23 protein-coding genes and 2 pseudogenes are annotated in these 23,122 nt (G+C 37.3%); 7 read left to right on the top strand and 18 right to left on the bottom strand.

Features of this window, described 5'->3' with window-relative positions; genetic code table 11:
- Positions 1–114 precede the first annotated feature (114 nt).
- Positions 115–444 carry an ArsR/SmtB family transcription factor gene (locus tag AC50Y5_RS04330; RefSeq protein WP_056028951.1) on the bottom strand — a complete coding sequence of 110 codons (330 nt, stop codon included), beginning with the start codon at positions 442–444 and terminating at the stop codon, positions 115–117.
- 176 nt (positions 445–620) lie between these two features.
- Between AC50Y5_RS04330 and AC50Y5_RS04325 the strand changes: the two genes are divergently transcribed.
- On the top strand, positions 621–1,274 hold the full coding sequence (locus AC50Y5_RS04325) for a hypothetical protein (RefSeq protein ID WP_056028953.1): 654 nt from the start codon (positions 621–623) through the stop codon (positions 1,272–1,274).
- A gap of 208 nt (positions 1,275–1,482) precedes the next feature.
- Here the strand turns inward: AC50Y5_RS04325 and AC50Y5_RS04320 are convergent, their stop codons facing one another.
- The 3 genes and pseudogenes from AC50Y5_RS04320 to AC50Y5_RS04310 form a co-directional block, all read right to left on the bottom strand.
- On the bottom strand, positions 1,483–2,100 hold the full coding sequence (locus tag AC50Y5_RS04320) for an immunity protein Imm33 domain-containing protein (protein ID WP_494858666.1): 618 nt from the start codon (positions 2,098–2,100) through the stop codon (positions 1,483–1,485).
- A 670-nt stretch (positions 2,101–2,770) separates the two neighbouring features.
- A complete protein-coding gene (locus AC50Y5_RS04315) occupies positions 2,771–3,871 on the bottom strand; it encodes a glycosyltransferase (RefSeq protein WP_494858664.1) in 1,101 nt (366 codons plus the stop codon).
- A gap of 62 nt (positions 3,872–3,933) precedes the next feature.
- Positions 3,934–4,329: pseudogene (locus AC50Y5_RS04310) on the bottom strand (YheC/YheD family protein); the annotation flags it as partial.
- A 276-nt stretch (positions 4,330–4,605) separates the two neighbouring features.
- Here AC50Y5_RS04310 and AC50Y5_RS04305 point away from each other — a divergent pair.
- On the top strand, positions 4,606–4,857 hold the full coding sequence (locus AC50Y5_RS04305; RefSeq protein ID WP_494858662.1) for a hypothetical protein: 252 nt from the start codon (positions 4,606–4,608) through the stop codon (positions 4,855–4,857).
- Positions 4,858–4,866: 9 nt separating this feature from the next.
- Here the strand turns inward: AC50Y5_RS04305 and AC50Y5_RS04300 are convergent, their stop codons facing one another.
- A complete protein-coding gene (locus AC50Y5_RS04300; protein WP_494858660.1) occupies positions 4,867–5,136 on the bottom strand; it encodes a hypothetical protein in 270 nt (89 codons plus the stop codon).
- A gap of 550 nt (positions 5,137–5,686) precedes the next feature.
- Between AC50Y5_RS04300 and AC50Y5_RS04295 the strand changes: the two genes are divergently transcribed.
- Positions 5,687–6,804 (top strand): IS3 family transposase gene (locus tag AC50Y5_RS04295; RefSeq protein WP_494858658.1). Its coding sequence is split into 2 segments (ribosomal slippage): positions 5,687–5,933 and positions 5,933–6,804, totalling 1,119 coding nucleotides; the frame shifts between segments, so codons are not numbered across the junction.
- A gap of 1,139 nt (positions 6,805–7,943) precedes the next feature.
- On the opposite strand, the gene AC50Y5_RS04290 is transcribed toward AC50Y5_RS04295, so the two are convergent.
- The 6 genes from AC50Y5_RS04290 to AC50Y5_RS04265 all read right to left on the bottom strand — a co-directional run bounded on the left by AC50Y5_RS04290 (position 7,944) and on the right by AC50Y5_RS04265 (position 11,972).
- The gene (locus tag AC50Y5_RS04290; RefSeq protein WP_494858655.1) at positions 7,944–8,501 is read right to left on the bottom strand and encodes a VanZ family protein; all 558 of its coding nucleotides are present in this window, start codon (positions 8,499–8,501) and stop codon (positions 7,944–7,946) included.
- A 61-nt stretch (positions 8,502–8,562) separates the two neighbouring features.
- Entirely contained in the window at positions 8,563–8,997 is a 435-nt protein-coding gene (locus AC50Y5_RS04285; protein WP_494858649.1) for a hypothetical protein, read from the bottom strand.
- A gap of 629 nt (positions 8,998–9,626) precedes the next feature.
- On the bottom strand, positions 9,627–9,917 hold the full coding sequence (locus AC50Y5_RS04280) for a hypothetical protein (protein WP_494858646.1): 291 nt from the start codon (positions 9,915–9,917) through the stop codon (positions 9,627–9,629).
- A 325-nt stretch (positions 9,918–10,242) separates the two neighbouring features.
- Positions 10,243–10,563: a pyrophosphohydrolase domain-containing protein gene (locus AC50Y5_RS04275; protein WP_494858642.1), complete on the bottom strand. Its 321-nt coding sequence runs from the start codon at positions 10,561–10,563 to the stop codon at positions 10,243–10,245.
- Between the two features lie 23 nt (positions 10,564–10,586).
- The gene (locus AC50Y5_RS04270; RefSeq protein ID WP_494858640.1) at positions 10,587–11,570 is read right to left on the bottom strand and encodes an HNH endonuclease; all 984 of its coding nucleotides are present in this window, start codon (positions 11,568–11,570) and stop codon (positions 10,587–10,589) included.
- A 3-nt stretch (positions 11,571–11,573) separates the two neighbouring features.
- A complete protein-coding gene (locus AC50Y5_RS04265) occupies positions 11,574–11,972 on the bottom strand; it encodes a DUF6979 family protein (protein WP_494858639.1) in 399 nt (132 codons plus the stop codon).
- A 489-nt stretch (positions 11,973–12,461) separates the two neighbouring features.
- Here AC50Y5_RS04265 and AC50Y5_RS04260 point away from each other — a divergent pair, with 489 nt between their 5' ends.
- The gene (locus tag AC50Y5_RS04260) at positions 12,462–12,659 is read left to right on the top strand and encodes a restriction endonuclease (RefSeq protein WP_494858809.1); all 198 of its coding nucleotides are present in this window, start codon (positions 12,462–12,464) and stop codon (positions 12,657–12,659) included.
- 228 nt (positions 12,660–12,887) lie between these two features.
- A complete protein-coding gene (locus AC50Y5_RS04255; protein ID WP_494858637.1) occupies positions 12,888–14,510 on the top strand; it encodes an SIR2 family NAD-dependent protein deacylase in 1,623 nt (540 codons plus the stop codon).
- A 440-nt stretch (positions 14,511–14,950) separates the two neighbouring features.
- Here the strand turns inward: AC50Y5_RS04255 and AC50Y5_RS04250 are convergent, their stop codons facing one another.
- The gene (locus AC50Y5_RS04250; RefSeq protein ID WP_494858635.1) at positions 14,951–15,181 is read right to left on the bottom strand and encodes a helix-turn-helix domain-containing protein; all 231 of its coding nucleotides are present in this window, start codon (positions 15,179–15,181) and stop codon (positions 14,951–14,953) included.
- Positions 15,182–15,317: 136 nt separating this feature from the next.
- Here AC50Y5_RS04250 and AC50Y5_RS04245 point away from each other — a divergent pair, with 136 nt between their 5' ends.
- Entirely contained in the window at positions 15,318–15,686 is a 369-nt protein-coding gene (locus tag AC50Y5_RS04245; protein WP_494858633.1) for a hypothetical protein, read from the top strand.
- A 1,153-nt stretch (positions 15,687–16,839) separates the two neighbouring features.
- Here AC50Y5_RS04245 and AC50Y5_RS04240 read toward each other — a convergent pair.
- The 6 genes and pseudogenes from AC50Y5_RS04240 to AC50Y5_RS04215 form a co-directional block, all read right to left on the bottom strand.
- On the bottom strand, positions 16,840–17,184 hold the full coding sequence (locus AC50Y5_RS04240; protein ID WP_494858631.1) for an ATP-binding protein: 345 nt from the start codon (positions 17,182–17,184) through the stop codon (positions 16,840–16,842).
- Positions 17,185–17,694: 510 nt separating this feature from the next.
- Complete coding sequence (locus AC50Y5_RS04235; protein ID WP_494858629.1) at positions 17,695–17,955, bottom strand: hypothetical protein; 261 nt, start codon at positions 17,953–17,955, stop codon at positions 17,695–17,697.
- A gap of 295 nt (positions 17,956–18,250) precedes the next feature.
- A pseudogene (locus tag AC50Y5_RS04230) lies at positions 18,251–18,373 on the bottom strand (sporulation initiation factor Spo0A C-terminal domain-containing protein); the annotation flags it as partial.
- A 167-nt stretch (positions 18,374–18,540) separates the two neighbouring features.
- The gene (locus AC50Y5_RS04225) at positions 18,541–19,752 is read right to left on the bottom strand and encodes a hypothetical protein (RefSeq protein ID WP_494858627.1); all 1,212 of its coding nucleotides are present in this window, start codon (positions 19,750–19,752) and stop codon (positions 18,541–18,543) included.
- Between the two features lie 231 nt (positions 19,753–19,983).
- The gene (locus AC50Y5_RS04220; protein ID WP_494858625.1) at positions 19,984–20,664 is read right to left on the bottom strand and encodes a DUF7662 domain-containing protein; all 681 of its coding nucleotides are present in this window, start codon (positions 20,662–20,664) and stop codon (positions 19,984–19,986) included.
- An 87-nt stretch (positions 20,665–20,751) separates the two neighbouring features.
- On the bottom strand, positions 20,752–21,093 hold the full coding sequence (locus AC50Y5_RS04215; protein ID WP_494858808.1) for a nucleotide pyrophosphohydrolase: 342 nt from the start codon (positions 21,091–21,093) through the stop codon (positions 20,752–20,754).
- Between the two features lie 163 nt (positions 21,094–21,256).
- Here AC50Y5_RS04215 and AC50Y5_RS04210 point away from each other — a divergent pair, with 163 nt between their 5' ends.
- Positions 21,257–22,972, top strand: a complete 1,716-nt coding sequence (locus AC50Y5_RS04210; protein ID WP_494858623.1) for a DNA/RNA helicase domain-containing protein — start codon at positions 21,257–21,259, stop codon at positions 22,970–22,972.
- Positions 22,973–23,122: the final 150 nt, after the last annotated feature.

The following is a 23,122-nucleotide window of genomic DNA, read 5'->3' as shown; positions in this document are numbered from 1 at the left end:
GTGCTCCCTTTATGTCAAACACACGAATCAGCCAAGGATGCGTATAAGTCGTTATAAAAAGCAAAAAAACAAGGTTTTCCTATTTGATGCTCACGGATTCCCTTGTTTTTTCAATTATGGTTCTTTACGAATATTTTCCAATAAGGAAATAGCGTCGACGAGATGATTGTCAAAAATCTGCTTCGTTACCGACAATAAATCCTTAATTAATGGATCACGCAAGGAGTAAATGACCGAGGTGCCTTCTTTCACACTGTGGACAACGTTTTTGTTGCGTAATACAGCAAGTTGCTGCGATACGGCGGAACCTTCCGATCCTAAAATGCTTTGCAGCTCATTTACGTTCTTTTCCCCTTCGCTTAACACTTCAAGGATGCGAATTCTCATCGGATGAGCCAAAGCTTTATAAAAATCGGCTTTAAACTGTTGAATGTGCTGATTCATAAACTGCTCCTTAATAGTAAACTTTTGAATATATGAATATCATAGCATACATCCAGAAATGATTGATAATGAACTGTAGGCTTGTTGATTATTTTCATGGCGCGTATAATACTTAATATATTCATACTTTTGAATATTTGATTTTAAAATGATTCACAGGAGAGGAAAGGATTCGAATGCCCGGCTTTACGATTCAACAACCATCTAGAGAAAATTCGCTAATCCTTGATGAAGGACCACAAAAAATAAGCAAGCAAGTGGTCATTGACCTTGGAATGGCCTCCCTGCAAGCGATAGGTTCTGACCATATTTGCAAAGTTTGCATTTCAAATAGCGGTTCCTGCTGCAGCGGCTGCCGACATCTTTCAGATCGGGTTGGATGCCAGCGCCGCAATACAAGCTGTACCGCATGGTTATGTGGGTTTATTAAATATGTCCTTTATGAAACGGGATATTTGCAGCAGTGGAACGATTTTTGGGAGCAAGTGCCTGGACAGGACTTCCGCGTAGATTACACGCCAGACTCCTTTTCCATTCATCATTCTTTAAAGCTTCCAAACATGCGCAGCTTAAGCGAAGCGCTTGCTGCCGATTTGCAGGAATTGGCTCAAACCCATATCGCGATCGGTTTTATTTTAACACTTAGAGAGAAGCTGGATAAAAATATAGATCAATTCATGTTTTATCATGATGAACCGGCGAAACAAGCTCGCATTAGAAAAAGAATCGAATTTTTATCTCTCCCGTTTGAACGCTTCCATCTAGCCTTACATGATTTTATGGAGAAGCGCAGCGCTCTGACTGATGAAAAAGACGGATTATCGAGCTAAGTGAGAAAATCTAACTTTGATTAGGGACGGGCAAGCGGAAGCCCAGATTCTCTAGTTAATCAAATTCGATTTCTCTGAGATGGGAGCAGCTCATGCTGGGTTCTGCTGAATACTATGTTTGTTGTGCGGCAACTTACGTTTTATTCGAACTCACATGGGCTTTTTTTCTGCTGTTGCACCTCGTAACATTAACTATCCAATTTATGAATCATCCCCAATCATAATCAATGATTTTAACAAATTGACCCGTCTCGGTATTTCGTTCATATGCAGAAAACGGTTCGTCATCTACAAATGCTAAAAAAGAATCGTCAATATTAAGCGCCGCTCCAAGTGATACAATTTGGTAATTTTCCAGATTCCCATTGTATCCTTCAGGTTCATGGCCGCTAAAAAAGATCCAGCCTAAATGATTTTCTTCATTCGGCTCATCTTTCAGCATGAGACTGAAGCTTCTCTTTTCTAGAGCATCTCGGGTCATTACGATTTTTGTATCCATATAATAATTCCATTTGCTCGCTTCTGGATCTTCCAGCTTCGTATCGCATATATGCTCATAAGTAAATTGAATTTCTTGTCCATAGCTTAGTTCAGTTATGTAAGATGGTATATTTCTGAGTAAGCCCTTGAAGTTGTCCTCATTACGCTCCACAATTTCAACCCACATTCTTTCGCCAATAAATTGCTCGTGCTCCTCATCGGACAAAAAAATCAATTTTACAAGATCCCCGGCCTGTAACAGCTTTAACATTGGAGGGCTAGGCAAATAAAAAGTGTAAGGCGCTTCTTTGTTTCGATCATATACGCTATCAAGCGTCCAAGTCATGAATATTCCACCTTATTCATTCGTAGTATTTAGCAGCCGTATGCCCATAATGCCATTATAACAATAGTTTAATTGTGCGACTACAAGCGAGAAATTTTTTGAAAAATAAAATACCGTTTGTTATTGGACTATCACAATCCAATAACAAACGGTATAGGCAATTCGCTATTGGTCGGTTTCGACTTGCTGATGTTAATCGTATAGCCGAAGATAAATGAAATCGAATCAATGTTGCCGAAGCCCTGTGCATCAAGAGTATTGAGGGAGTGAAGTCATTATTTGGGACTTACTTCTTTAATGATAGACAACCTACCAAAACCAAATATTTATCGGGTTCCAGTAGGATTAATTACGGGCAAAATCGCCTAAGAACAAGTTAAGCGATTTTCGTAGTAATGTCAAATCCCTTCATTGCATTTCTTATTACTTGATATACTTTGTCTTATATGTAAATCGACGCGATTCAAGCGGGAGCAAAGACTTTATTGTAATACCATTCAACAAAGATAGGGTGTCGGAATTCGATGGGTCAATTTGTCGCTGTAGAATAAAATAAAAAAACCGTCCAACAACACGCCGTTAAACGGTTCTGCTATGTGAAAAGAAGTCTCGGAGGGTAATCCACGAGTTCGACAATACATCGTATTCGGAACGGGTTGGATTCGTGACGTTATTTCATATACGCTTGAATAAGCTGAGAACCAACTTTTTTTATTGAAAATCTGTCCTTCACTGTTTTCGCACCAAATTCACCTAATAATCGAGCCCTACGGGGTCTACTTAATATGCTATTGACATCTTCCGATAGCTTTTTAACAGTGATAGATACAATAGCTCCATGATCTCCAAAGTGAACTCGAATTATTTCGTTTATATTCTTAGGCTCTACTACACCGCAGTATCCCGCAACTCCTGTCGCGATAACTGGTCTTGCACACGCCATGGCTTCAAGTGCAACACGCCCTGTCCCCACAATGACATCTGCTGCATAATAAGCATGTTGTATGTCTGGTAAGGGAGGACGAATATATATTGCTCGTCTACCAAGACGGCGGTTAGCTTTAGCAGCAAGTTCTTCGAGTTTTGATCTCGTCACGGAAGAACCAGGGCCAAATAAAACAGCTACAAAATTAAGGTTATTTTTTGCAACAATCTCTGATGCCAAGATCACTTTTTTTGCTATGGGCAATTTATCAGATGAGAATCTTCCAGCATAAACAAGAATCTGGGCAGATAGTGGTAAAGTAAGTGCTTTTCTCCACTTTTTTTTATTAGATATCGAATTGAATGTTAGAGTATCGATCCCATTAGGTATCATTAGGATTTTATTGGAAGAAATTTTCATGTGTCTAACCAACCAGTTTGATAAATTTGGCGAAACAGCAATGAGATGTTTTGCCACTTTTGACGTAGCTAACAAAGCAGATTGTTTATGATAAGTACCATGCACAGTAGCAATCAATGGTATTTTATATTGTCGATGCAAAATTGCTGCATATCGAAATGACATAGAATCATGGGCGTGTAAAAGCCCGTACCTTCCTTTGGAAATGATCAAGGATAATAAGGATATTCGTTCTACTAACGATTTTTTTTTGGGGGATAGAAGGTGAACAGTAATCCCTGCTTTTTTAAACGAATTTAAAAGTGGCCCTCCCATAGTAACAACGCCAATTCGAAACCCTTTTGATATTAAATATCGGGAAACAGAATGAATGTATTTTTCGGTTCCTCCAGTATTTAACTGCGAAACGAACATTAAAATATTCACATTTTCACCAACCTCACTTAAGACTCTAACAGTGGAGATCAATAACTTACTGACCGTTTGGTCTATTCAGTAACATCGGTTATGTGCTTTTTTAGCAGTACATCAATTGGTTTGGAGTTACCGCCCTGGCAAACGTTAGTTACAATCTTTTTCGGATGGCCTAATCGACCGATCACACCTGTCGTTTCCCATTTGCCTCTTGGGTTTTTCTGCACCATAATCCTAAGGTCAAAAAGTCGGTTGTTGTGCCGCAGTAAATAGATTCCATATTGAATGACATATTTTTCGCTTTTCGTTTTCTTATGGATGGAACTAGTCATACTATTAATGGAGTTGAACGTCCTTGTGACAGTATTTAGTTGGTATTTATAAGAACCTTGCCCTAGCATTTCCACACCTATGATGCCCTTGCCACCAGTTCCCCTATTTGGCTTGACATAGACCATTTTGTACTTGTTTTGTAACGATTTGCTTACATTCTTTTTTAATTATAAGTCCAACCATATTCAGCCGACCCCTTTTACATAATGAGTATCCGTATCAAAGTATGTGCCTTTACTAAAGGCTGCTTGTGCTAATGTCCGTAGCATAGGGGCTGATTGGTGTGTACATTAGTCACTATATCTGAGTAGGTGACTTCTGCAAATGCAAATATCGACTCATCAACTAGCAAAAGGCACTAAGTTCGAAACGCACATTACATTATCAAGGTTAACTCCGTGGGAAATACAGTCATGATAACGGCGGGGGTACAAGAAGACGAAACGGCAAACATCCTAGCGGCAAAAAAACTGTTGGATTTACTACAGAAGGACATCCTCCACATCGAAAACGGAATGTTGATTATCGTTCCAATCGTTAATCAGATCGCCTATAAACGGCGTATCAGGGATATTCCCGATTTGAATCGGACAATCCTGCGTAAACCCAATCAAGCAGCGAGTCACCCACTTTCGGCCGCATTATTTCGGTTAACGACTGAGTAGTATATTGATCTACATGAAGCTAGAGGCATTTTTCGGTCCGTGTCCAGCTTCACCAGCACGAGCAAACAGCATGCGATGAGTGCGATCCAAATCTGTTACGGCATAGTCGATGTAGCCACCCTTCTTGATTTCTTCTGCCGTCAAAATTTTCTTGACCTTCCGCTGAACCTTTGGGTTCTCTACGCTTTCGACTGGATTCTTCGGTATCTCGCGTTCGACCTTGTAAAGATAATTGAAAAACACTTTGATGTTGCGAACGTAATTTGCAATGGTTGTCATTGACACTTCTTTTTTTGTAGTCGGTGCGATTCTCTGGGTGGTTTTTGTCTTTTGACTCAGCATTGTTTACGAGTGCGCACTTGCTCCTCTCACGAACATACTTGATGTATTGTCGAACATGACCCGACTGAACTTTTTTAACATCTTCATCTGGAATTCTTCAAGCAAGTACTTTCCGAACAGCTTTAACGTCTGCTCATAACTTGCCAAGGTTTTACGCGAAAGGTTTTTGGATGAACAGTAAAGCATGAAATTATCCAGTTGAAAGTCAAAATCGATCATAAGAAATACCACTTATTTATTGGTTTCGAAGAACCAATAAATAAGTGGTATCAGCTGGTTTGCTATTCAAAAGTTTATCGGTTCAAATTACCCATTTTCGGATATTTATAGCCATCCCTGTTTTTGACATTGACACTCTCAAACCCTTGATGCAACAGCAATTAACTCACCTTATGCTCAATCCGCAGTGGATCGTCTACACTTAGTTGGACAATAAAAATGAGGGCTTGTAGAATAAACCTATCATACTAAGGAGCGGATCTCTACAATGCCGAATCAACGACGTACGTTTACAGCAGAGTTCAAGAAACAAATGGTGCTACTATATGAAAACGGAAAATCCAGAGCAGATTTGGTGGAGGAATATGGTCTCACCGGATCGGCTTTGGATCGCTGGATTAAACAAGGCCAAACAACAGGCTCTTTCTCAGAGAAGGACAATCGCTCGCCAGAAGAAAAGGAGTTACTTACTTTACGCAAAGAAGTTCAACGCCTCAAAATGGAAAACGATATTTTAAAGCAAGCGGCGCTGATCATGGGACGAAAGTAGCTATCATCCAGAAAAACCGTGATAAATACTCGGTATCAGCAATGTGTAACGTCCTGCAAATCGCAAGAAGCACGTTTTACTATGAAGCAAGCGAACAGTCGCTAGAAGACGAAGTGACCACAGTCATTGTGGACATTTTTCAGAAAAATCGAAAAGCATACGGCACCCGAAAGATCAAAGCTAAGCTGCATGAGCGAGGACTCGTGGTTTCCAGGCGCCGAATTGGTCGGATTATGAACGAACAGGGGCTGGTTTCGACATACACGGTGGCACAGTATAAGCCCCATAAAACCGCTTGTAATGAAGCGGCTACCTCCAATACACTGAACCGCGAGTTTAATCAAACAGAAAGCAAGCGCGTGGTGGTCAGTGATCTAACCTATGTGAAAGTCCGGAACGAGTGGCACTATATTTGCGTGCTTATGGATCTGTTCAATCGAGAAATTATCGGCCATAGTGCTGGTCCTCATAAGGACGCAGCGCTGGTTTCCCGCGCCTTTGCGACCGTGAAAGGTGATCTGCGTCGGATTCAGTGGTTTCATACTGACCGTGGCAGCGAGTTTAAAAACCAAAAGATGGATGAGCTTTTAGAGACGTTTGAAATTGGACGATCGCTGAGTGCGAAAGGTTGCCCCTATGACAACGCTGTGGCCGAAGCCACCTATAAAATCATGAAAACGGAGTTCGTGAATCAGATGAACTTTCAGAGTCTTTGTCACTTGGAGCTGGAGCTATACGATTATGTTCATTGGTTCAATCAACATCGTATTCATGGAACTTTAGGCTATATGACGCCTGTTCAGTATCGCCTTACAGCCCTTAAAAAAGTTGTTTGATTTACTGTTGACAATCCAGACTCATACAAGGAGAATCGCAATCGCTCATCCAAACAAAATGAGTTAATTACCTTACAAGAAGAAAACCAGCGTTTGAAAATGGACATTGATATTTTAAAGCAAGCAATGTTGATCATGGTACGAGAGTAACTATCATTCCGCTCCACTGTGAAAAAACTCGTTTTCAGCCATGTGCTAAGAAGTGCATTTTACTAAGAATTGGAGGAACAAGCTAAAAAGACAGGATCAACAGAAGCGATTATGGAGATATCTCAAAACAACCGCTGAGTCTTAGTCATCGCAACGAAAACATAGAACATTGGGAATATCGTTATGCAGCGCTAAAAAGGCTTTTCAATCTACTATTGAAATTCTACTAAAGCAGTCATAGTATTTAAAATGGCTGCTTCACAACCCTTAATAAACAACTTAGATCCAATTTTCGTATAAATCAAAGCTATTCGCGCTGCTGATGTGCTAGCCCCTGTGCAGAGTTCCAATTAGTTTCTAATGCCGAAAACCACCCCCCACTACCTGTGTCTATATTCCCAAACAAAAACCCTCTCTCTGGAGGGCTTTTCACGTGTACTATATTTTATCATCTTCTTTAAAAGCGTAGGTACTTTATCCTTATACGCTCTCTTGTTGCTTGGCAATATGACCTTCAAACCCCAGCGCAGCTCCTCTACATACTGAACACTTGTAAAGGTTTATAAATCATCTGTTGTGCATGCTTTTGAAATCCAATTTACTCTTCAATGCAACATGCATATAAATCCACATAAAAGATTAATTATACAAGACAAATTGATTAAATACTCGCTCTAAGCAGCCTATGTCGCGAAACCCTAATTTCGCGACATTAAATATCGCTATATTCCGCAAATTAGTAGTGCATCATTATGCAATAAAAACTATCTGTTTCACGAGTTTATTATGTCAATATCCCATTGATTCTTAGGGATAACTCAAACTATCTCATTACCAGTAACATTCATTCCAATCTTACATAGCGACCCAATAATGATGCAAAACTCACAGGTTCATATGGTTCGAAACACAACATATAGATTTCAAAATTTTCAGCGAGTCAAAATATTGTACCTGAGTAGTAACAATAATGTCATCGCCTATTTTTATTATTTACATGAGTTATATATATGTTCAAGAAATTGATTTCTATTTTCAAATTTAGATAGTATTCTATACGATATTTTACTGAAAACTAAATATACAAGATAACCAATAATTACACCAGTAGCATTAGCTATAATATCATTAATATCGATTGTGCGATAATTGTAATTAATCAGGATTGAAATTAGTGCTTGTGATGACTCGATTATAATTCCAAAAAGAAGTATATGAATAAATATATTCACCTTTTTCAAAATAAATCTTATGGCAAAACCATAAGGAATAGCTAATAAAACATTTAAAATTGTTTCTCGTCCTAATGATTTTAAAGGAATAAAGTTTACATTATGCCAAAAAATTTGGCCTTCTCGAATAAATACTTCTGACTGGAATGGCACGGGGAATATTGTGAATTTAATAACATTTAAAATATATATGTAGAAAACAAGAAAAAAGATTAAATGTATGTTGCTGGTTTTTTTTCGAATTTTCAAAAAGGCCGCTATTATTAAAAATATCACCATAAATATAGATATCCAAAATGTATTGAAAAGTAACATGTTGTTCCTCCTTGATAAGCTGATGACATTAAAATGCCACCAGCTTTTCTTATTCAATAGTCTATTTAGTTACTAAACTACCACTACCCGAAACATCCCAACCGTCATCTTCTAATCTAGAAATATACATATAGAATGTACCTGTAGATACACTTCCTAAATTTTTACTAAATGAAGTAGTAGAGTGTAAGGATGCAGTAACGTTCGTACCTACAGAGCCAACCGATGAAGAACCTATTAAAGTCTTTTTGTACACTGCCACAGTGATAGTGTTAATACTATTATTATATACCGCACCTCTAGCATATGGGGTCATTGAACCGCTAACTGTCATAGTCCCGCCGTCAAGTCCGTGAGATTTACCGTTTGCTTCGCCATCAACTACTCTGTACGTCAAATCAAAAGTGAATGCACTACTGTTAGCAGACACGATAGGAACTAAAGTAGCACCAAGTAAGAAAACTGCAAACATAGAACTAGCGATTTTTTGTTTCATTATTACACCTCATTTTGTTATTTGAAGGCCTTCTTAGTAAAATATAACACCAAATAATCATAATGTAAATATAGGAAAAAATATTTTATATGTTTCATTATAGTTTTATAAGTTCTCTTAATTTTCAATATTTTCTGTAATTCATATATCTAGGAACGAAAAAAAGATCCTTTACAGTGGAATAGCAGGTATTTCCTGTCTATAGTCCACTAAAAGGATCACTCGCATGGATAAGGATACCCTATCCCCTTCATTTGGTAAATGGATTTCGCAAAATTGCACAAAAGAATTTACAGCTACATAACCAAAATAGACCTAGATAATTATACAAAAAAGATTACAACTGTTGCCCACCCGAAACTTTTTCTTCATACGCAATTTCTGAAGTATAATAGGCTGCGCGATATCCCTGTAGACCTTGCTCATCCGCATTTCAGCAGGTACCTAGACTCAAACTCCGCTTCCTACATAACTAAATGGAACCCCTTAGTGTTCTACCTAATAAGGTGCAATCTCTTTATGCCGTGACTCATCATACTTACTGTGTGATGAGTCTTATCAAAACACGAATTTCGCAAAATACTATTACACATACTTTAAAGCATACACAATAATTATACAGCCTTACCTTATCCAAATCGCTTTTTACACTCTAAAATTGTTGGGAAGTTTGTACCATGTGTAAAAGCATAATATTTCCTTAACACATTTTGAATCGCACCATTTTTATCGCCAAATTTCTCTTGTATTACTTGTAAAGTCTGATATGTCTGTTTATCATCCTTGACTACTACATCCAAATTAATACCTAATTCTCTTTCTATCTTACGACCTTTGCTTAATCTCGAACTCACTGCTTTATCTTTACTTGAAATACTATCAGATGATACAAGATAAGCAATAAATTGTTCTTCCTTCATGCTATCGCTCCTAATTATGAAATTTTATCGTTGGCTATATAAATCACTCCTTAAGTTCTCTGACTATCAACTACTGCCAACACCCTCTCAACCTGTAAACCTCAATCAATAAATAAATTTCCTCTATGATACTCTAGATATTGAAAATGTTTTTCAGAAGGTTTAATCCTCATATTGCTGTTTACCGCAAAAAGTTTTTGTACTTCATCGCTCACTCTAAGATATTCAAGCACTTGAAACTTAAGTGGATAGGAATCTGGAGTTTTGTCTTTCAGAATTTCAAAAATTCGACTTGAATTCAATGTATAATCTAAATATTTAATAGCTAGTGGACTGACACAAGTTGGATTTTGTCATAGAATCCTCCACGTTCATCCAACTTTCTGTGTCTAACTTTTTCCACCTCATCCACAGTAAAGCCTTTATACCTTGCGAAGCTGTAGATTACTTCAAGTAGATCAGCAAGTTCCTCCAACTGCTGGTTAACGTCCGTTGCTTCGAGAAATTCCATAAGTTCTTCCTGCATCTTTGTCTTTAATGAAACCCCATACTCAGCATCATTAAGCACCCTCAAAGTGCATTGCTTGCCGCTTGCTTCGATGATCTGAGGAATCTTATCACGTACCAGCTTATTGTAGGTCTTCAAACTATAACCCTCCTATCATCTTCTTAGCCTTGACACGCAATCCAAAACTTTCGGACAAGGTTACTCTCGATAGCCAGTTCGAGTTCTGAAACATGCTTATCAAGCTTGCCTTGTTCCTTCATAAGTTGAAGCATTGTCCTATTCCTATCTTCAAGTCGCTGAATCATTCCCTCATTCGGTATGACATTAGACTTACTACTATTACATGACTGGTGTGCGAACACTAGGTTCCACACGTCATCCGAATAGAGATACGACCATGGGATAACATGATCTATTGCTGGTGTTTCTCCTTCTATTTTTGTCCCGCATAAGAAGCAATAACATTCAGGATTCACAACTTTAAGATATGATGCAAACTTACCAAGCGGTTTCCGTCGTACCTGATCTTCATCAATTATCCTCACTTTCTTCGACAGTCTTGGTGAGTGGTTGAAATTCTCCAGCATTTGCGTCCAACGATAATTGATGGCATCGAAAACCATCAGCCTATTCACTTTAAGTGCAAGCAAGCTATCCGTTCGAATGAACAGGCTATCAGCTTTCTGCTCGTATTGATAGACTCCCTCAACCTCTTTGCCTTCAACTCGTAGGAATCGATAACTCACATCAGTCTTCAACGCCTTCACAGTAGCGCTAACAGCTTTCTCATACTCTGTACTGCACACTAATTCAATGTTCGATCTGAACCATTTCACTGGCTTCACTGACCCTGACAGAGCCTGATAATTCATTATCAGATTCTTCGCTATTGTTATAGCCACAGGAGGCTTCACTGGATTCGAACTTTGTTGCAGACTGAAGAACATCGTTTGTTCGAAGTAATAGCGAAGCACCTTTTTCGCAATCTCTCGTAGTTGGACTTCTATCAGACTTGTTACTTCTAATGCAAATTTTTCTTCATACTCCACAGCTATTTCAGTAAGAGCCTTTGCCCAAGCCATTTTGTATGTATTATCAAATGAACAGTTTCTTATGATATGCAGCCATTTGTCTATGAAATTCATATTCTACTCCGATTCGATTAAAATGTTGTTCCAGAGGGAAAGTACGACATCCATTTGGTAGTTATGGGACTTTTCTACTCCATTCATAACCTCTCTCCATAGTCCAAGCTTATCATCTACCAACTCAGGCTTGTCTCTCAGAATCTGCACAGCCTTAACAGCGTAATTCTTGTTCTTCTGTGACGTACTTCTCTCTGCATAACTTCCTGGTTTAATACCCTGTACCAATCCTTCTTCACATAATCCGAGAAAAGCATTTTTCGGACACCCTTTACGTTGAGCCCAAGTCCCTTCACCAAATGCTTCCGCTGCTGCTTTTTTCCATGCAATCAGAGGATGTACGTCTTCTCCACTCAACATAGAGTGGACTGCATTAACTGCCACCACACCATATCTATTCATCGACATTTATCTCCTAAATTTATTAATATGCGCAAGCACCTTCCACCAACTTAAAGAAGTAGTTATAATTACTCATATACATCCTAACATATACCAAATGCGTAGAGGTAGATGTATGGGCAAGAAGACCTGAAAAATCGCCAATATTCGTAGATATTATATTGCAACTTGTTTTTGGCTGTGCCTTTTTGCTTGCCTTCAACATCACCTTCACCAAGTATGGCAAATTAATCGGTGGGACATGGATGAATATCCTCCTAATATTCATAATCGTTGTGTTTGTGGCTAGTATCGGCTTTCGCATTTACTACATTGCAAGAGAAGCTAAAGAAAGCCATCAACCACGAGATCAATAAGATGAGCAGGGCGATGTTCGAGCGTTACCTATAGCAGTATTTCAAACTTCAGGGATAGAACGTGATGTTTACAGGTGGTAAGAGTGATTATAATGCAGACAATATTCTGTCATGAGTAACGAAGAAGGTAGTCATTCAGACAAAACATTGGAAGAAGAGCATGGGATATGAAGCTATTCAGAAAGCATACACGAGTAAGGATGTATATGGTTACCAAGAGGTATGGGTAATCACAAACAGTGACTTCACTGAAAAAGCACGAGACGGTGCAAAGAACCTTGGCGTTAAACTATGGGATAGAGAATTTCTGATCAAGCAGATGGCCATTTAACTGCTGCACAAACGATTAAGGTGAATGAGTATGAGCCTAATGATGAAGTTATGGCTTTGGCTGCCCCTACTCCTTATAAACAAAAGATGACTAAAATATTTGTGCAAGATGCAGTATAACTGTTATGAAATAGGTTAAGTACTACTGTTTATCGATTCTGAAACAATTTAATGGACGAATATATTACTACCATCATTAACAAAATTAATGTTCTTTAGGAGGAATGCTATGAAAAGCTATCTTGAATATTTCCCAATACCTTTTCTGGAAGACCTTGTTAGAGGTAATTGTATCCCCTTTGTCGGCGCAGGCTTCTCAAAGAATGCAGATATTCCAGAAAATCTCTCTATGCCTTTGTGGGATGAATTAGGCTTGCACCTTGCAAGTTTAATACCTGATTATGCTTATTCTGGTGCAATTGATGCAATATCTGCATTCGAGTATGAATACTCTAGGTCAAAGCTTGTCGAAAAGTTAACTGAGCTTTTGTTGGTGAACAAGGCCAAACCAGGAAATACGCATAAGGCATTTTGTGAAATCCCCTTTGAAACAGTAATCACCACTAACTTGGAGTTTTTGTTAGAACGAGGATATGATGCAACACACAGATACTGTTGTCCAGTTGTTGAGGAGGATAGATTAGCAGTAACGATTGGGAATATTGGAGTAAACTTAATCAAAATTCACGGTGATCTGCATCATCCTAAGCATTTAATAGTAACTGAAGATGATTATGACTTATTCATTGAAAGGTATCCTTTATTTTCGACATACTTAGCAAACCTACTTATATCAAAAACAGCACTATTCATAGGCTATAGTTTGGACGATCCAGATATGAGGCATATTTGGCAGGTTGTAGGAGAAAGGCTAGGTAAGTTGAGAAGACTCGCTTATACCATAATGGTCAATGCTAAACCACATGTGGTAGCACGATTCGAACGAAGAGGAATAAAAGTAATCAATTTACCAGGAAAAGAAAGTGATTATAAAAATATCCTTGAAAAAGTGTTTGTTGAGCTTAAAGAATATTGGGAAAAGCAGTTATTACAAACAAGCATTGTGGTTGAGGAAGGTTTAAAACAAGCTCTGATAATTCCAACAGACTCTAATAATAGACTGTGCTACTTTTCAGTGCCAAACCATCTCCTGTCATTTTATCGTAGTAATATATTCCCACTAGTACTAGAACAAGGACTCACGCCAATTACTGCTGATGAGATAATTACACCCGTTGATACAATATCGGCAAAGATAAGCGCACTGATTGAAAGAGCAAGTATTTTTGTAATTGATATTTCTACTGCATACACACAACGTGAACTTAACATGATTCTTTCTCGGAAGCTACAAAGTAGTCGAATATTAATTATCAATGATGATACTAACTCTAATAACACAGAGATTGACCAAAACCAAATATTGCTAAGACCGAAAGATGTTCTTAACCAAAATGAAGATTTTATAAATCGATTACTATCCTGGCTACGGATTCTATCTGAGGAACTTGCTCCTCAAATCTTTGATGAACCAAATAGGCTAATATTAGCACACGAATACAGGCCTGCAATCGTCTCTGCTATAACTTTACTTGAAGCTCAGTTAAGAAATAATGTTTTCTTTGATATACCAGATAGCACTAGGCATAGGTCTCTTAGAGAACTAATCGAACTTGCAACCAATAAGGATTTGATTACAATTAAAGAAAGTAAATTTATTTATGATGCACTTAAAATACGTAATGATATTGTTCATGGTATAGAACGAAACATAACTCATCAACAAGCGATCAAAATTGTTAATGGAGTTTATTCGATCATTCAGAAATTTACAAACAGAAACAACAAATAAGATCTACATAAAACTCAGATTTTATTAATGGCACATTCCTATCCTACGTTAAGGAGTAGACGGGAATGTGCTTATTTTATTTGTATTTAGCACAACTTAAATAATAACAATCAGTAAGTCTGACGGTGTATTTAACAACAAACTGTCCGCTGAAGTGTTCATTTATATTATGTAATGGCACTTTACATTGAATACTGTCAGTAAACTTAGAATATCTGGCGCTAACCGCCTACGCCTTCGTCTAACAAGCATAAACCATTAAGGACATTAATCCTCCACCATACTCCTTCTTACAGTTACAATGGAAGCAGTATCGTTTAGAGAGCATATAATCTATAGCGCCTACAACGGCTTCTCATTGACAACTCCATCTAGGTCTACACGTAAGCAGCACTTCACTTAGCTAGCTATAGTTAAACGTGCTGCTCTTTCACATTAGCTCACTCCTCTAATAGCTGTTCATTTAAGTCTTCTAGCTGCATTAGTATTGAAATGTCCTCTATTTTAAGCGCTACTGCGATTCTCTCCAGAATAGCAATATTCAACTCTTTCATATTATTGTTACAAAGGTTAGAGATTTTTGATTGTGTTACATTGGAAAGCTCTGATAATTCATTTTGTGTCATATTACGCTCTTTAAGTATTTGTTTGAGTTTTATTTTTAGTCTCATCTTTGATGACCTCCCGATTTGATATGTTGACAATATACCGACGTAGGTATATTATAATTCTTATCCTAGACTTTAATTAGTATATATTTGCAGCATTTTCAATTCAACCTATACCCAATATAAGGAGTATGATTATATGAATAACGAATTTTTAATCTCTGGAGAATCAATTATAGCTACTTCCGACAACCTAGTTACCGCATTTGCATGCTATGGTTCAAAACGCACCATTCTACACAAGAATAGAATCCTCAATACTCGTGACTTTACATTTACATTTGATATTGAAAAAGCTCTGGAGTATGAGGACTATAGAATCGCTTATGGTGAAGAGATTAATTGGTGGACAAGCGCTTTCAGCGACTTACCTAAAGATAAATGTATTATTTGCCAAGATGGAGTGTACATTTGGCAAGAACTTCGGGAATGGACAAGTGAAGGCTTCGACATTATAGATATGGGTTATGAAAAGATATGTCCTCTTTTTAGTGCCATAAGCTTCTAACGATCATGTTCGTAGCAGCAGCCATCAGTAGATTGTATTAGGCATTAGTTAGCCCTTATATCGTCATTTTTTTCTGGATAAGTGTTAAATGTCATGTTAATATGTAATTGTATAATCTCGGATAAGTTAGAAGCATGATAGGCATTCCCCCCTTATCTTTTTATCAAGGAGATGCTGTCATGGAATACGCTTTTGAACTTCGTCTTTCTATTCAAGCATTAGTTATTATTTCAGTTCTTACTTTGTTTATGACTTATCTGATTGGACGAAATAAAAGATCCTGAATCATTTTAGGCTGTCGGCTAGTAATTCGCTAATGCATTGATTGTTGAAGAAACAAAGATAGACTTACTAACATCCACAAAAAATACACTTATCCGAGTATACTTCTCACAAGGGGGGAGTGTACTCGGAATAAAAGAGAAAAATATAAATTTAACAAAAACATCACTGTTTTCAACGAAAAAAAGGAATTCACTTTGACTTGAGTGAGTTCCTTTTTGCTGACAAGAATACTTGAACAGACACTTGCTTTTATTCTAAATAAGGTTGCTCCTATTCTAAATTGGGATTTTAAATAAATCAGTCTTTATAATTTCCTAATATTAAGACTTCGTAAAAGATAGTCTGCCTATCGGCAGACTGCTGGACTGGAAACAAAACTAGGTAGTCTTTTTGATATTTTTAGTCTTTTTAGCATTTTTCATTATTAACATCTCATTCCAATCTTTCGCACCACTTCTCAAAGCAACCGTTACCATGCTTCGACAGCGCTTCTTGTGCTTCCTTCAACTCTCGACCTAACTCCGTATATGCCTTACCGACAATCTCACGCATGTTGACTTCTTCGTTTTAAGGAAATCCGCTATAGGAGCGTCTAACTGTCCGTAATGCACACCTGTGTTCCGCCTCCTCCGTATTATATTTTCGTCAGGAATTTCCTGCAACTACCGCAATTAGCGTTTCCCTCAAGACGCGGAAATTAATTAATGACGCTAATAACCGGTTTTTATACGGCTTTCACCGTACTCGTTACGCTTATCTTCCTAGTGAGAAGGGATATTCCCAACTTTTTTCGGCACATATTAGATTAGCTAAGTTATCCACAACTCCGTTATTCTCGCGATATCTCTTTAATTTGCTGTTTCATATATTATCTCATTCCGCGCTTACTCTCGCCCTTAAACGTCAGCCTTCCGCACTGTTCTTGTATCCGATCGGCCAACCGTCGGTCGAATAACGCTGTTAATTCGATTATCGCGATATTGGACGTATAAACCGTCGGTAAGTCCGCCGCTACTCGCGAATTAATCAACGTATGAAGATCGGCGCGAAAAGCCTCGGACGCATCTCGAACGCCGATATCGTCCATAACGAGAAACGGTACACTCGCGGCAATACGTTGCGCTGCGTAATATCTGGCGGCGGCTGGCGCGGCTACGTCTTCGGGAACGCGCGGCCTGTTAAACGTATTATAGTCCGTTTGCCAGGCGTTCACGTCAAGAAAGTATGCCGGTTTTTCCGCCGGTGCTAATCCGCGCTTGATGCTGCCGATATAATGCGCGATCAAGTAGGCGTTAAGTAGCGCGGCGGCGGCCGTCCTTCCTGTACGTATATCATATAAAAGTCATTCATAAAAAACACCAAATAATCGGCCATCTTTATTTTTTTTGAAACGCTCCTACGCTAATCTTTCCGAAGTATCAACTCATCGCCGTTTCTCGCTTTTATTATCCTTACACTATATTCTAAGTAAAACGAGTGAAAAAGGTAAAGTGGCGTAAGAAGGCTAGGTGGGTTAAAACACATCAAAATCTCAGCGTTATCAAGGGTTTAAGTTAAATTAAAATTTTATTTAGTATCGGATATTTTCGCATCTTTCCGCCACTATAACCACGCCTCCATTCCGCTATAAGCCGCTCCTTCAGCGCTCACCTTTACACTTTCCGTAAAACAAAAAAAAAGCGGTCACTCCTCGTAAGGAATAACCGCATATTTATCGCGTACTTTATGTTCTTTTGCTCAGTTTGTTGAGGTAACGCAATATCTCACCGATTCCCATTACTACAAACCCCAGCGCGAATATTGTGGTACCGGTCGATATACTTGAAAATAGCGCTAGTAATACACCTATTACAATAATGACTATTCCAGCAACTCCGTATAAATTTATCGCAGATTTTGCTTCTGCGGCTTCTATTTCCGAAGTACTACGCTGCGCCCAACTCGACGCTGTGTCTCCACTTTTAACTTCGTTCTTCGACTCCATGGCGTAATCCCCCTGCGATTTCCTTTTTAGGTAATACGTATAATATCGGTTTATGTAACGGAAAAATGAAGAAAGCGACCGCACTACGGAATAAGCTCCGTAAGCGGCCGCCTCGATCGTCAGTAGATTTAATCCGTATATTCGTGTAATATAATGGCTACGTTGACTATTCGGAACTGTGCGAGTTTATCGCAATCTTTGCGAGATTGTTTATCGGAACGATGAGGCGGGTTTAGCCGCAAATTCACCGTTTCAGCAAACGTTTAAAGAGCGAAAACCCAGTAACGACGCGGTTTTACGACACTTTATGCTCAATCCGCAGCTTGTCAGCAACCATCGCGATAAATTCGGAGTTCGTTGGTTTCGACTTGCTAATATTAATCGTATAGCCAAACAGGTGGCTGATGCTGTCGATGTTGCTAAAGCCTTACGCATCAAGGGTTTGGAGGGAATAGAGTTCTTGCTAGGGACTTACTTCTTTATTGATAGTCAACCAACCGAAACCAAATATTTATTGGTGTCCCGTTGAAGTATTTATGGGCAAAATCGCCTTATAACTAAGGTAACTTATTAGGAGGACAAATGTCAATTTTTTTCATCTTGTTCGTCATACGAACTTCCTTTATTCATTAACTGTACAACAGCCGAAACAAGGATTCGCAAGTTTTCAAATTCTTCAGGCATAAATTCTTCATTATGTTCTAAAAAAAAGTAGTCAGAGTCAAGGTCAAAACAAGATAAAAATGCTTCGTCATACGGAACGTTCAAATGATTTCCTGATTCTCTAATGTTTCTTAATTTAATACTATGGAAACTAAAATTAGTCCGAACTGATTTTGTGCTTGTTGTGTAATGATACCATCCATCTAAACAATAAATTGATGCGACCTTTTCGGATAATCCTGCTATAGTCACAGCTAAAAAGTCAGTCCTTGTTATAAAATTGGCTTGATTAAGAATTTCATCAATCTTTTCCTTATCTATGTGTTGATATTTAACAATGTCAAGTACACAGGGTTGTCTCTGTTCTTCACCCATAATAGCTTCATAGTAGCCGAGATATACTTCCGTTTTTTTATAGGCATCTAAAGCTTCCAGTCCAATATATTTTTCAACAAATTCCTCCGTATAAGATTCTGTCAGCAAGTCCCCTGTCCTAGAATAAATTTCATAATCCATAAGCAACACTGGAAATGGGTCTATTGCCAGCCTAAACACAGCTACAGCCCCAATACAACTAACTAAACAGTTTTCAAAATCCTTAATGAGGTGTTTTCTGTCATTATTTCTAGCTGCCATATGATTTCTTGAAACATAAAATGTGTTGAAGCCTTGTTTATGTACATGTTTGTTCATGTATTCCTTTACACGTTGAAGATCATTAAAGTAGTCTTCCATTTTTCCTTTTATATCAGAAAATGCATTGCCATTCTCATTTAAAAATTTTAGCATTTGCCCATACATCGGAAATCTACTTTTACTTTTCCATTTTCTCAGTTCTTCCTTTTTCATATCCGATTCAAGTTCCATTAGGTATACCATAGTAGTAGATACCTCTAACGACTGTCTTAGCGAATAGTAAGCACAATCGAGATAGCCTTTCTCAAATAAGGCAATTGCATTAATGATTAGTTGAACAGCTTCTTGAATGAACGTATTGGCTAGTTGTGCGTCCATCCTTCCAGTCCAACTTTGTTCAAGATTCACAAGGTCTCTATAATAAATTTTTTTCTCCAATAATTCTAACGGCATCAGATTATTAGTTTCTTTATATGCAGTAAAATCAAAAGCCATCATTATCCCTCCCGACATCAACTATTCGATTATAAGCAAAGGTATGTATTCCATTATCATTGAAAGAAATTCCTCTGAACAGGGCATAAGTATTACTAAGTTATAGACAACACCCCAACAAAAAAACCGCTAATTTCAGCGGCTAATCTTAACACATCCTATTAAAGCCTTGTCATCAAACGAAGCAGAATGTTTATCAATAAAAAATCATTAATACAACCTTCTTAGACAAATCTAATTAACGTTCTCAATATCAACAGTAGCCTCATCAGTAACCCATATTACCATGATATTTAGTGTCTTTATTACTGACTGAATCTGATCTACCAGTTTTCTATGCCCATGATTATTTGGCAGTGCTATTGCTACCCTGAAACATTCTCCTTGCTTTTGTGTTAATAACTTTGAAACAGTTAGCAATGCTCTTGATACATGAGATTCGATCTGATTATTATTAAATGGTTGTCCATATCGTTTCGTTGTACTTAATGCACTTGTTTCTCCTTTAGCTTCCACGTACAACATAAGATCGTGTTGCTTAGCAATAATGTCAATCCCCTTCTCAGAGGTATGTAAGGATTGTATAATTTCAAAATCTAATGATTGCAATTTTGTACATGCAGCAGAAATCACATCATTTTCAGTCAACATTTTTTTCACCTCTTTTTGATTATAAAAAGTAACCTTTTCCCCTAAGACAACATCTGATGTTTTCCATCCAACATCCAACCATGCACGAGCATGTGAGTGCTGACCTTCTTTTTCATTTCCCCACCAAGCTGCATAATTAAACGCTGATGCAGGCAGTTTGAAACCCAGAATGCCTTCGATTTCTGTTGTTGTAAGAGTGATGGCAAGAGTTTCATTACTTCTATTCAAGTAATCAAGTAAACCAGAGTATTTACCTCTATACAAAATATAATCCCCCTTATCTAGAGCAAGCTCTATTAGCTTTTTTGCTCTATTCCACTAGTCTCAAGTTAAATCATTTCACAATTGAGTTCAATGGGGATTGTCAAAGTCTGTGTATTTTTTATTTGAACCATATGCTTTTTCAATCGGATACTTTTTCTGATTCTTATCTAATTTAGCTAATATCACCTCTTCGACATTCAATTGAAGTTCATTAGCCAGTAGGATACTATAAATTAATATGTCTGCTAGTTCATCCTTGATATTTTCTGTATTTTTATTAATCGCTTCTTCACTACTCTTCCACTGGAAATTTTCTAACAACTCATTTGCTTCCAATGATATTGAAATGGCTAAATCCTTTGGATTGTGGAACTGTTTCCAATTTCGTTCATCTCTAAACATAATTACTTTCGCAATAATGTCATTCATCCACGATTCATTTTTAGACATATATATCTCTACCTCCATTTTGAGTGTGATAAATTAAATTTCATATTGACAACTTCAAATACTCCATTATTATGACATTAAGTATATATTTTTGTTACCATTATGTTCAAATATCAAAATGAAGATGGAAGTGAGAGATTATATGAAATACGGACTAATTAAATTGTCTCTAAATAAAAATCTAACAAGTACTAATCAGAAATGCATAGAGGCTTTAAGAGATAGTGAGCAACAGATATTAATCACTGGGTTCGTGACTTATATCTATTATAATTTATCAAAGAAGACTGTATACATTGGTCAAACCAAACAGTTTTGGGAACGCCATAATCAGCATCTCAATGTTAATGAACATCAATTCAAAGATGGAGAGTTCAACAACTGTATTGTAGTTTATAATGCTAGCTGTTTTACAGAATCCCATACAAAAGATTTAGAGTATATGATTATTAATCACATGATTGCAGAAATAGACATAACTAAATTCAAAATGTACAACCGAAATAACGGTCAAGCTCAGCCCGCCTATAAAGACCATGATTTAGTAGAACAGGACGTGTTTAGTCGTCTATGGGGGAATGAACTATTTGATACAGGATTAGTGAAAACAAAAGACTTACAAAAAATAAAACAGAAGATTCTCTTTAAATACTCACCCTTTACCCAATTGAGTTTTCAACAAGCAGCCATAGAGGAAAAGATAGTCCAAGAGCCCTTTCAAAAATACTTAATACATGGAGGTGCTGGAACAGGGAAATCCGTTTTATTAATGTCACTCATGTATAGATTAGTAAATGATTATCCAGATAAAAATATTGGGTTAATTACTACTAGTAACTTAATAGATAAGTTCAATAGAATATTAAAGCAATTGAATTTGAAAAACAAACTTACATTTGTTCGAGCTGGCAAACTAATTGATGAAGCACGCAAGCAAAATATGAAATTCGATATTATTTTGATTGATGAGGCGCATCGTTTACAAAGATACTATCCAAAAGGGCATCCTGAATCGAAGAAACACTTTGATAAAACTACTCTTGAGGTTAATGAAATACATATGCTTGAGGAAATTTCTGAAGGCTTAGTTTTATTCTACGATCGATTTCAATCTATCCGCCCGCAAGATATTGTCAGAAGCGATTTTATTAAACAAACTAAAAATTATATAGATAACTCATTAGATAAACAGTACAGAATAAAAGGAAATGGATCGTTTAGCGGTGATGACTATATAAAAGGGATTCTTTACTCATTAGATATTGATAATGACTCTACATTTAATTCAGATGTTTTTACATATTGTAATGAAGATTCCTATTTTAAAATCGTAAATTCAATAAATGATTTATTTAAATACACTGAAGATATCGAGCTATTACATGCAAATACTACTAATCGTGTAATTGCTGGCTATACTAGAGAATGGGCATCAAAGCCAACTGCTCCACATAATAAAGGAGTTAAAAAAGAGGATTTACCTTATGATTGGGTTGAAGGTGAAAACAAGTGGAGATGGAATAATCAGTATGAAAAATGGGTTGAAATTGAAAGTACAAAAGAAGAGATAGGCTCAATCCATGCAATTCAGGGAGCAGATATTGACTATGTAGGAGTTATTATTAGCAATGATATTCAAGTTTCCGAAAATGGGAAACTTAGAGCAGTCAGAGAAAACTATAAAGATACTGGTGGAACACCACTATTAAATGAGTTTAATGAAGAAGACTTCACCAGATATGTACTTAATATTTATTACGTTTTATTAACTAGAGGAATCAGCGGGTGCAGGGTTTATTTTGAAGACCCTAATGTACGGAAATACTTTGAAGAAAAAATACAAAAACGAAATATATAGTCAGACTGAACCCCTAAAACTGTGGCAGCAAAGAAAATACTTCTTTACTGCCACAGTTCATTTTGTTAATTCCTTCATAACTTCCACCGTTTCTTAATACTACACCCTACCGAACCTCTAGTTTCATGTTCATTTTCATATTTAGTTAGG

It is taken from the genome of Paenibacillus sp. JT22N7 (assembly GCF_059383875.1).
The sequence above is the reverse complement of the archived record's forward strand: the minus strand, read 5'-3'. Positions and strand labels throughout refer to the sequence as shown.

Bases quoted from the DNA above. Each gene is read 5' to 3' on its own strand.
- AC50Y5_RS04225 (WP_494858627.1), bottom strand. From the start codon at position 19,752: ATGATGGCTTTTGATTTTACTGCATATAAAGAAACTAATAATCTGATG.
- AC50Y5_RS04235 (WP_494858629.1), bottom strand. From the start codon at position 17,955: ATGGAGTCGAAGAACGAAGTTAAAAGTGGAGACACAGCGTCGAGTTGG.
- AC50Y5_RS04305 (WP_494858662.1), top strand. From the start codon at position 4,606: ATGATAACGGCGGGGGTACAAGAAGACGAAACGGCAAACATCCTAGCG.
- AC50Y5_RS04280 (WP_494858646.1), bottom strand. From the start codon at position 9,917: ATGAAGGAAGAACAATTTATTGCTTATCTTGTATCATCTGATAGTATT.
- AC50Y5_RS04300 (WP_494858660.1), bottom strand. From the start codon at position 5,136: ATGACAACCATTGCAAATTACGTTCGCAACATCAAAGTGTTTTTCAAT.
- AC50Y5_RS04325 (WP_056028953.1), top strand. From the start codon at position 621: ATGCCCGGCTTTACGATTCAACAACCATCTAGAGAAAATTCGCTAATC.
- AC50Y5_RS04210 (WP_494858623.1), top strand. From the start codon at position 21,257: ATGAAATACGGACTAATTAAATTGTCTCTAAATAAAAATCTAACAAGT.
- AC50Y5_RS04320 (WP_494858666.1), bottom strand. From the start codon at position 2,100: ATGACTTGGACGCTTGATAGCGTATATGATCGAAACAAAGAAGCGCCT.
- AC50Y5_RS04265 (WP_494858639.1), bottom strand. From the start codon at position 11,972: ATGAATAGATATGGTGTGGTGGCAGTTAATGCAGTCCACTCTATGTTG.
- AC50Y5_RS04270 (WP_494858640.1), bottom strand. From the start codon at position 11,570: ATGAATTTCATAGACAAATGGCTGCATATCATAAGAAACTGTTCATTT.
- AC50Y5_RS04250 (WP_494858635.1), bottom strand. From the start codon at position 15,181: ATGAGACTAAAAATAAAACTCAAACAAATACTTAAAGAGCGTAATATG.
- AC50Y5_RS04215 (WP_494858808.1), bottom strand. From the start codon at position 21,093: ATGAATGACATTATTGCGAAAGTAATTATGTTTAGAGATGAACGAAAT.
- AC50Y5_RS04290 (WP_494858655.1), bottom strand. From the start codon at position 8,501: ATGTTACTTTTCAATACATTTTGGATATCTATATTTATGGTGATATTT.
- AC50Y5_RS04330 (WP_056028951.1), bottom strand. From the start codon at position 444: ATGAATCAGCACATTCAACAGTTTAAAGCCGATTTTTATAAAGCTTTG.
- AC50Y5_RS04255 (WP_494858637.1), top strand. From the start codon at position 12,888: ATGAAAAGCTATCTTGAATATTTCCCAATACCTTTTCTGGAAGACCTT.
- AC50Y5_RS04245 (WP_494858633.1), top strand. From the start codon at position 15,318: ATGAATAACGAATTTTTAATCTCTGGAGAATCAATTATAGCTACTTCC.
- AC50Y5_RS04285 (WP_494858649.1), bottom strand. From the start codon at position 8,997: ATGAAACAAAAAATCGCTAGTTCTATGTTTGCAGTTTTCTTACTTGGT.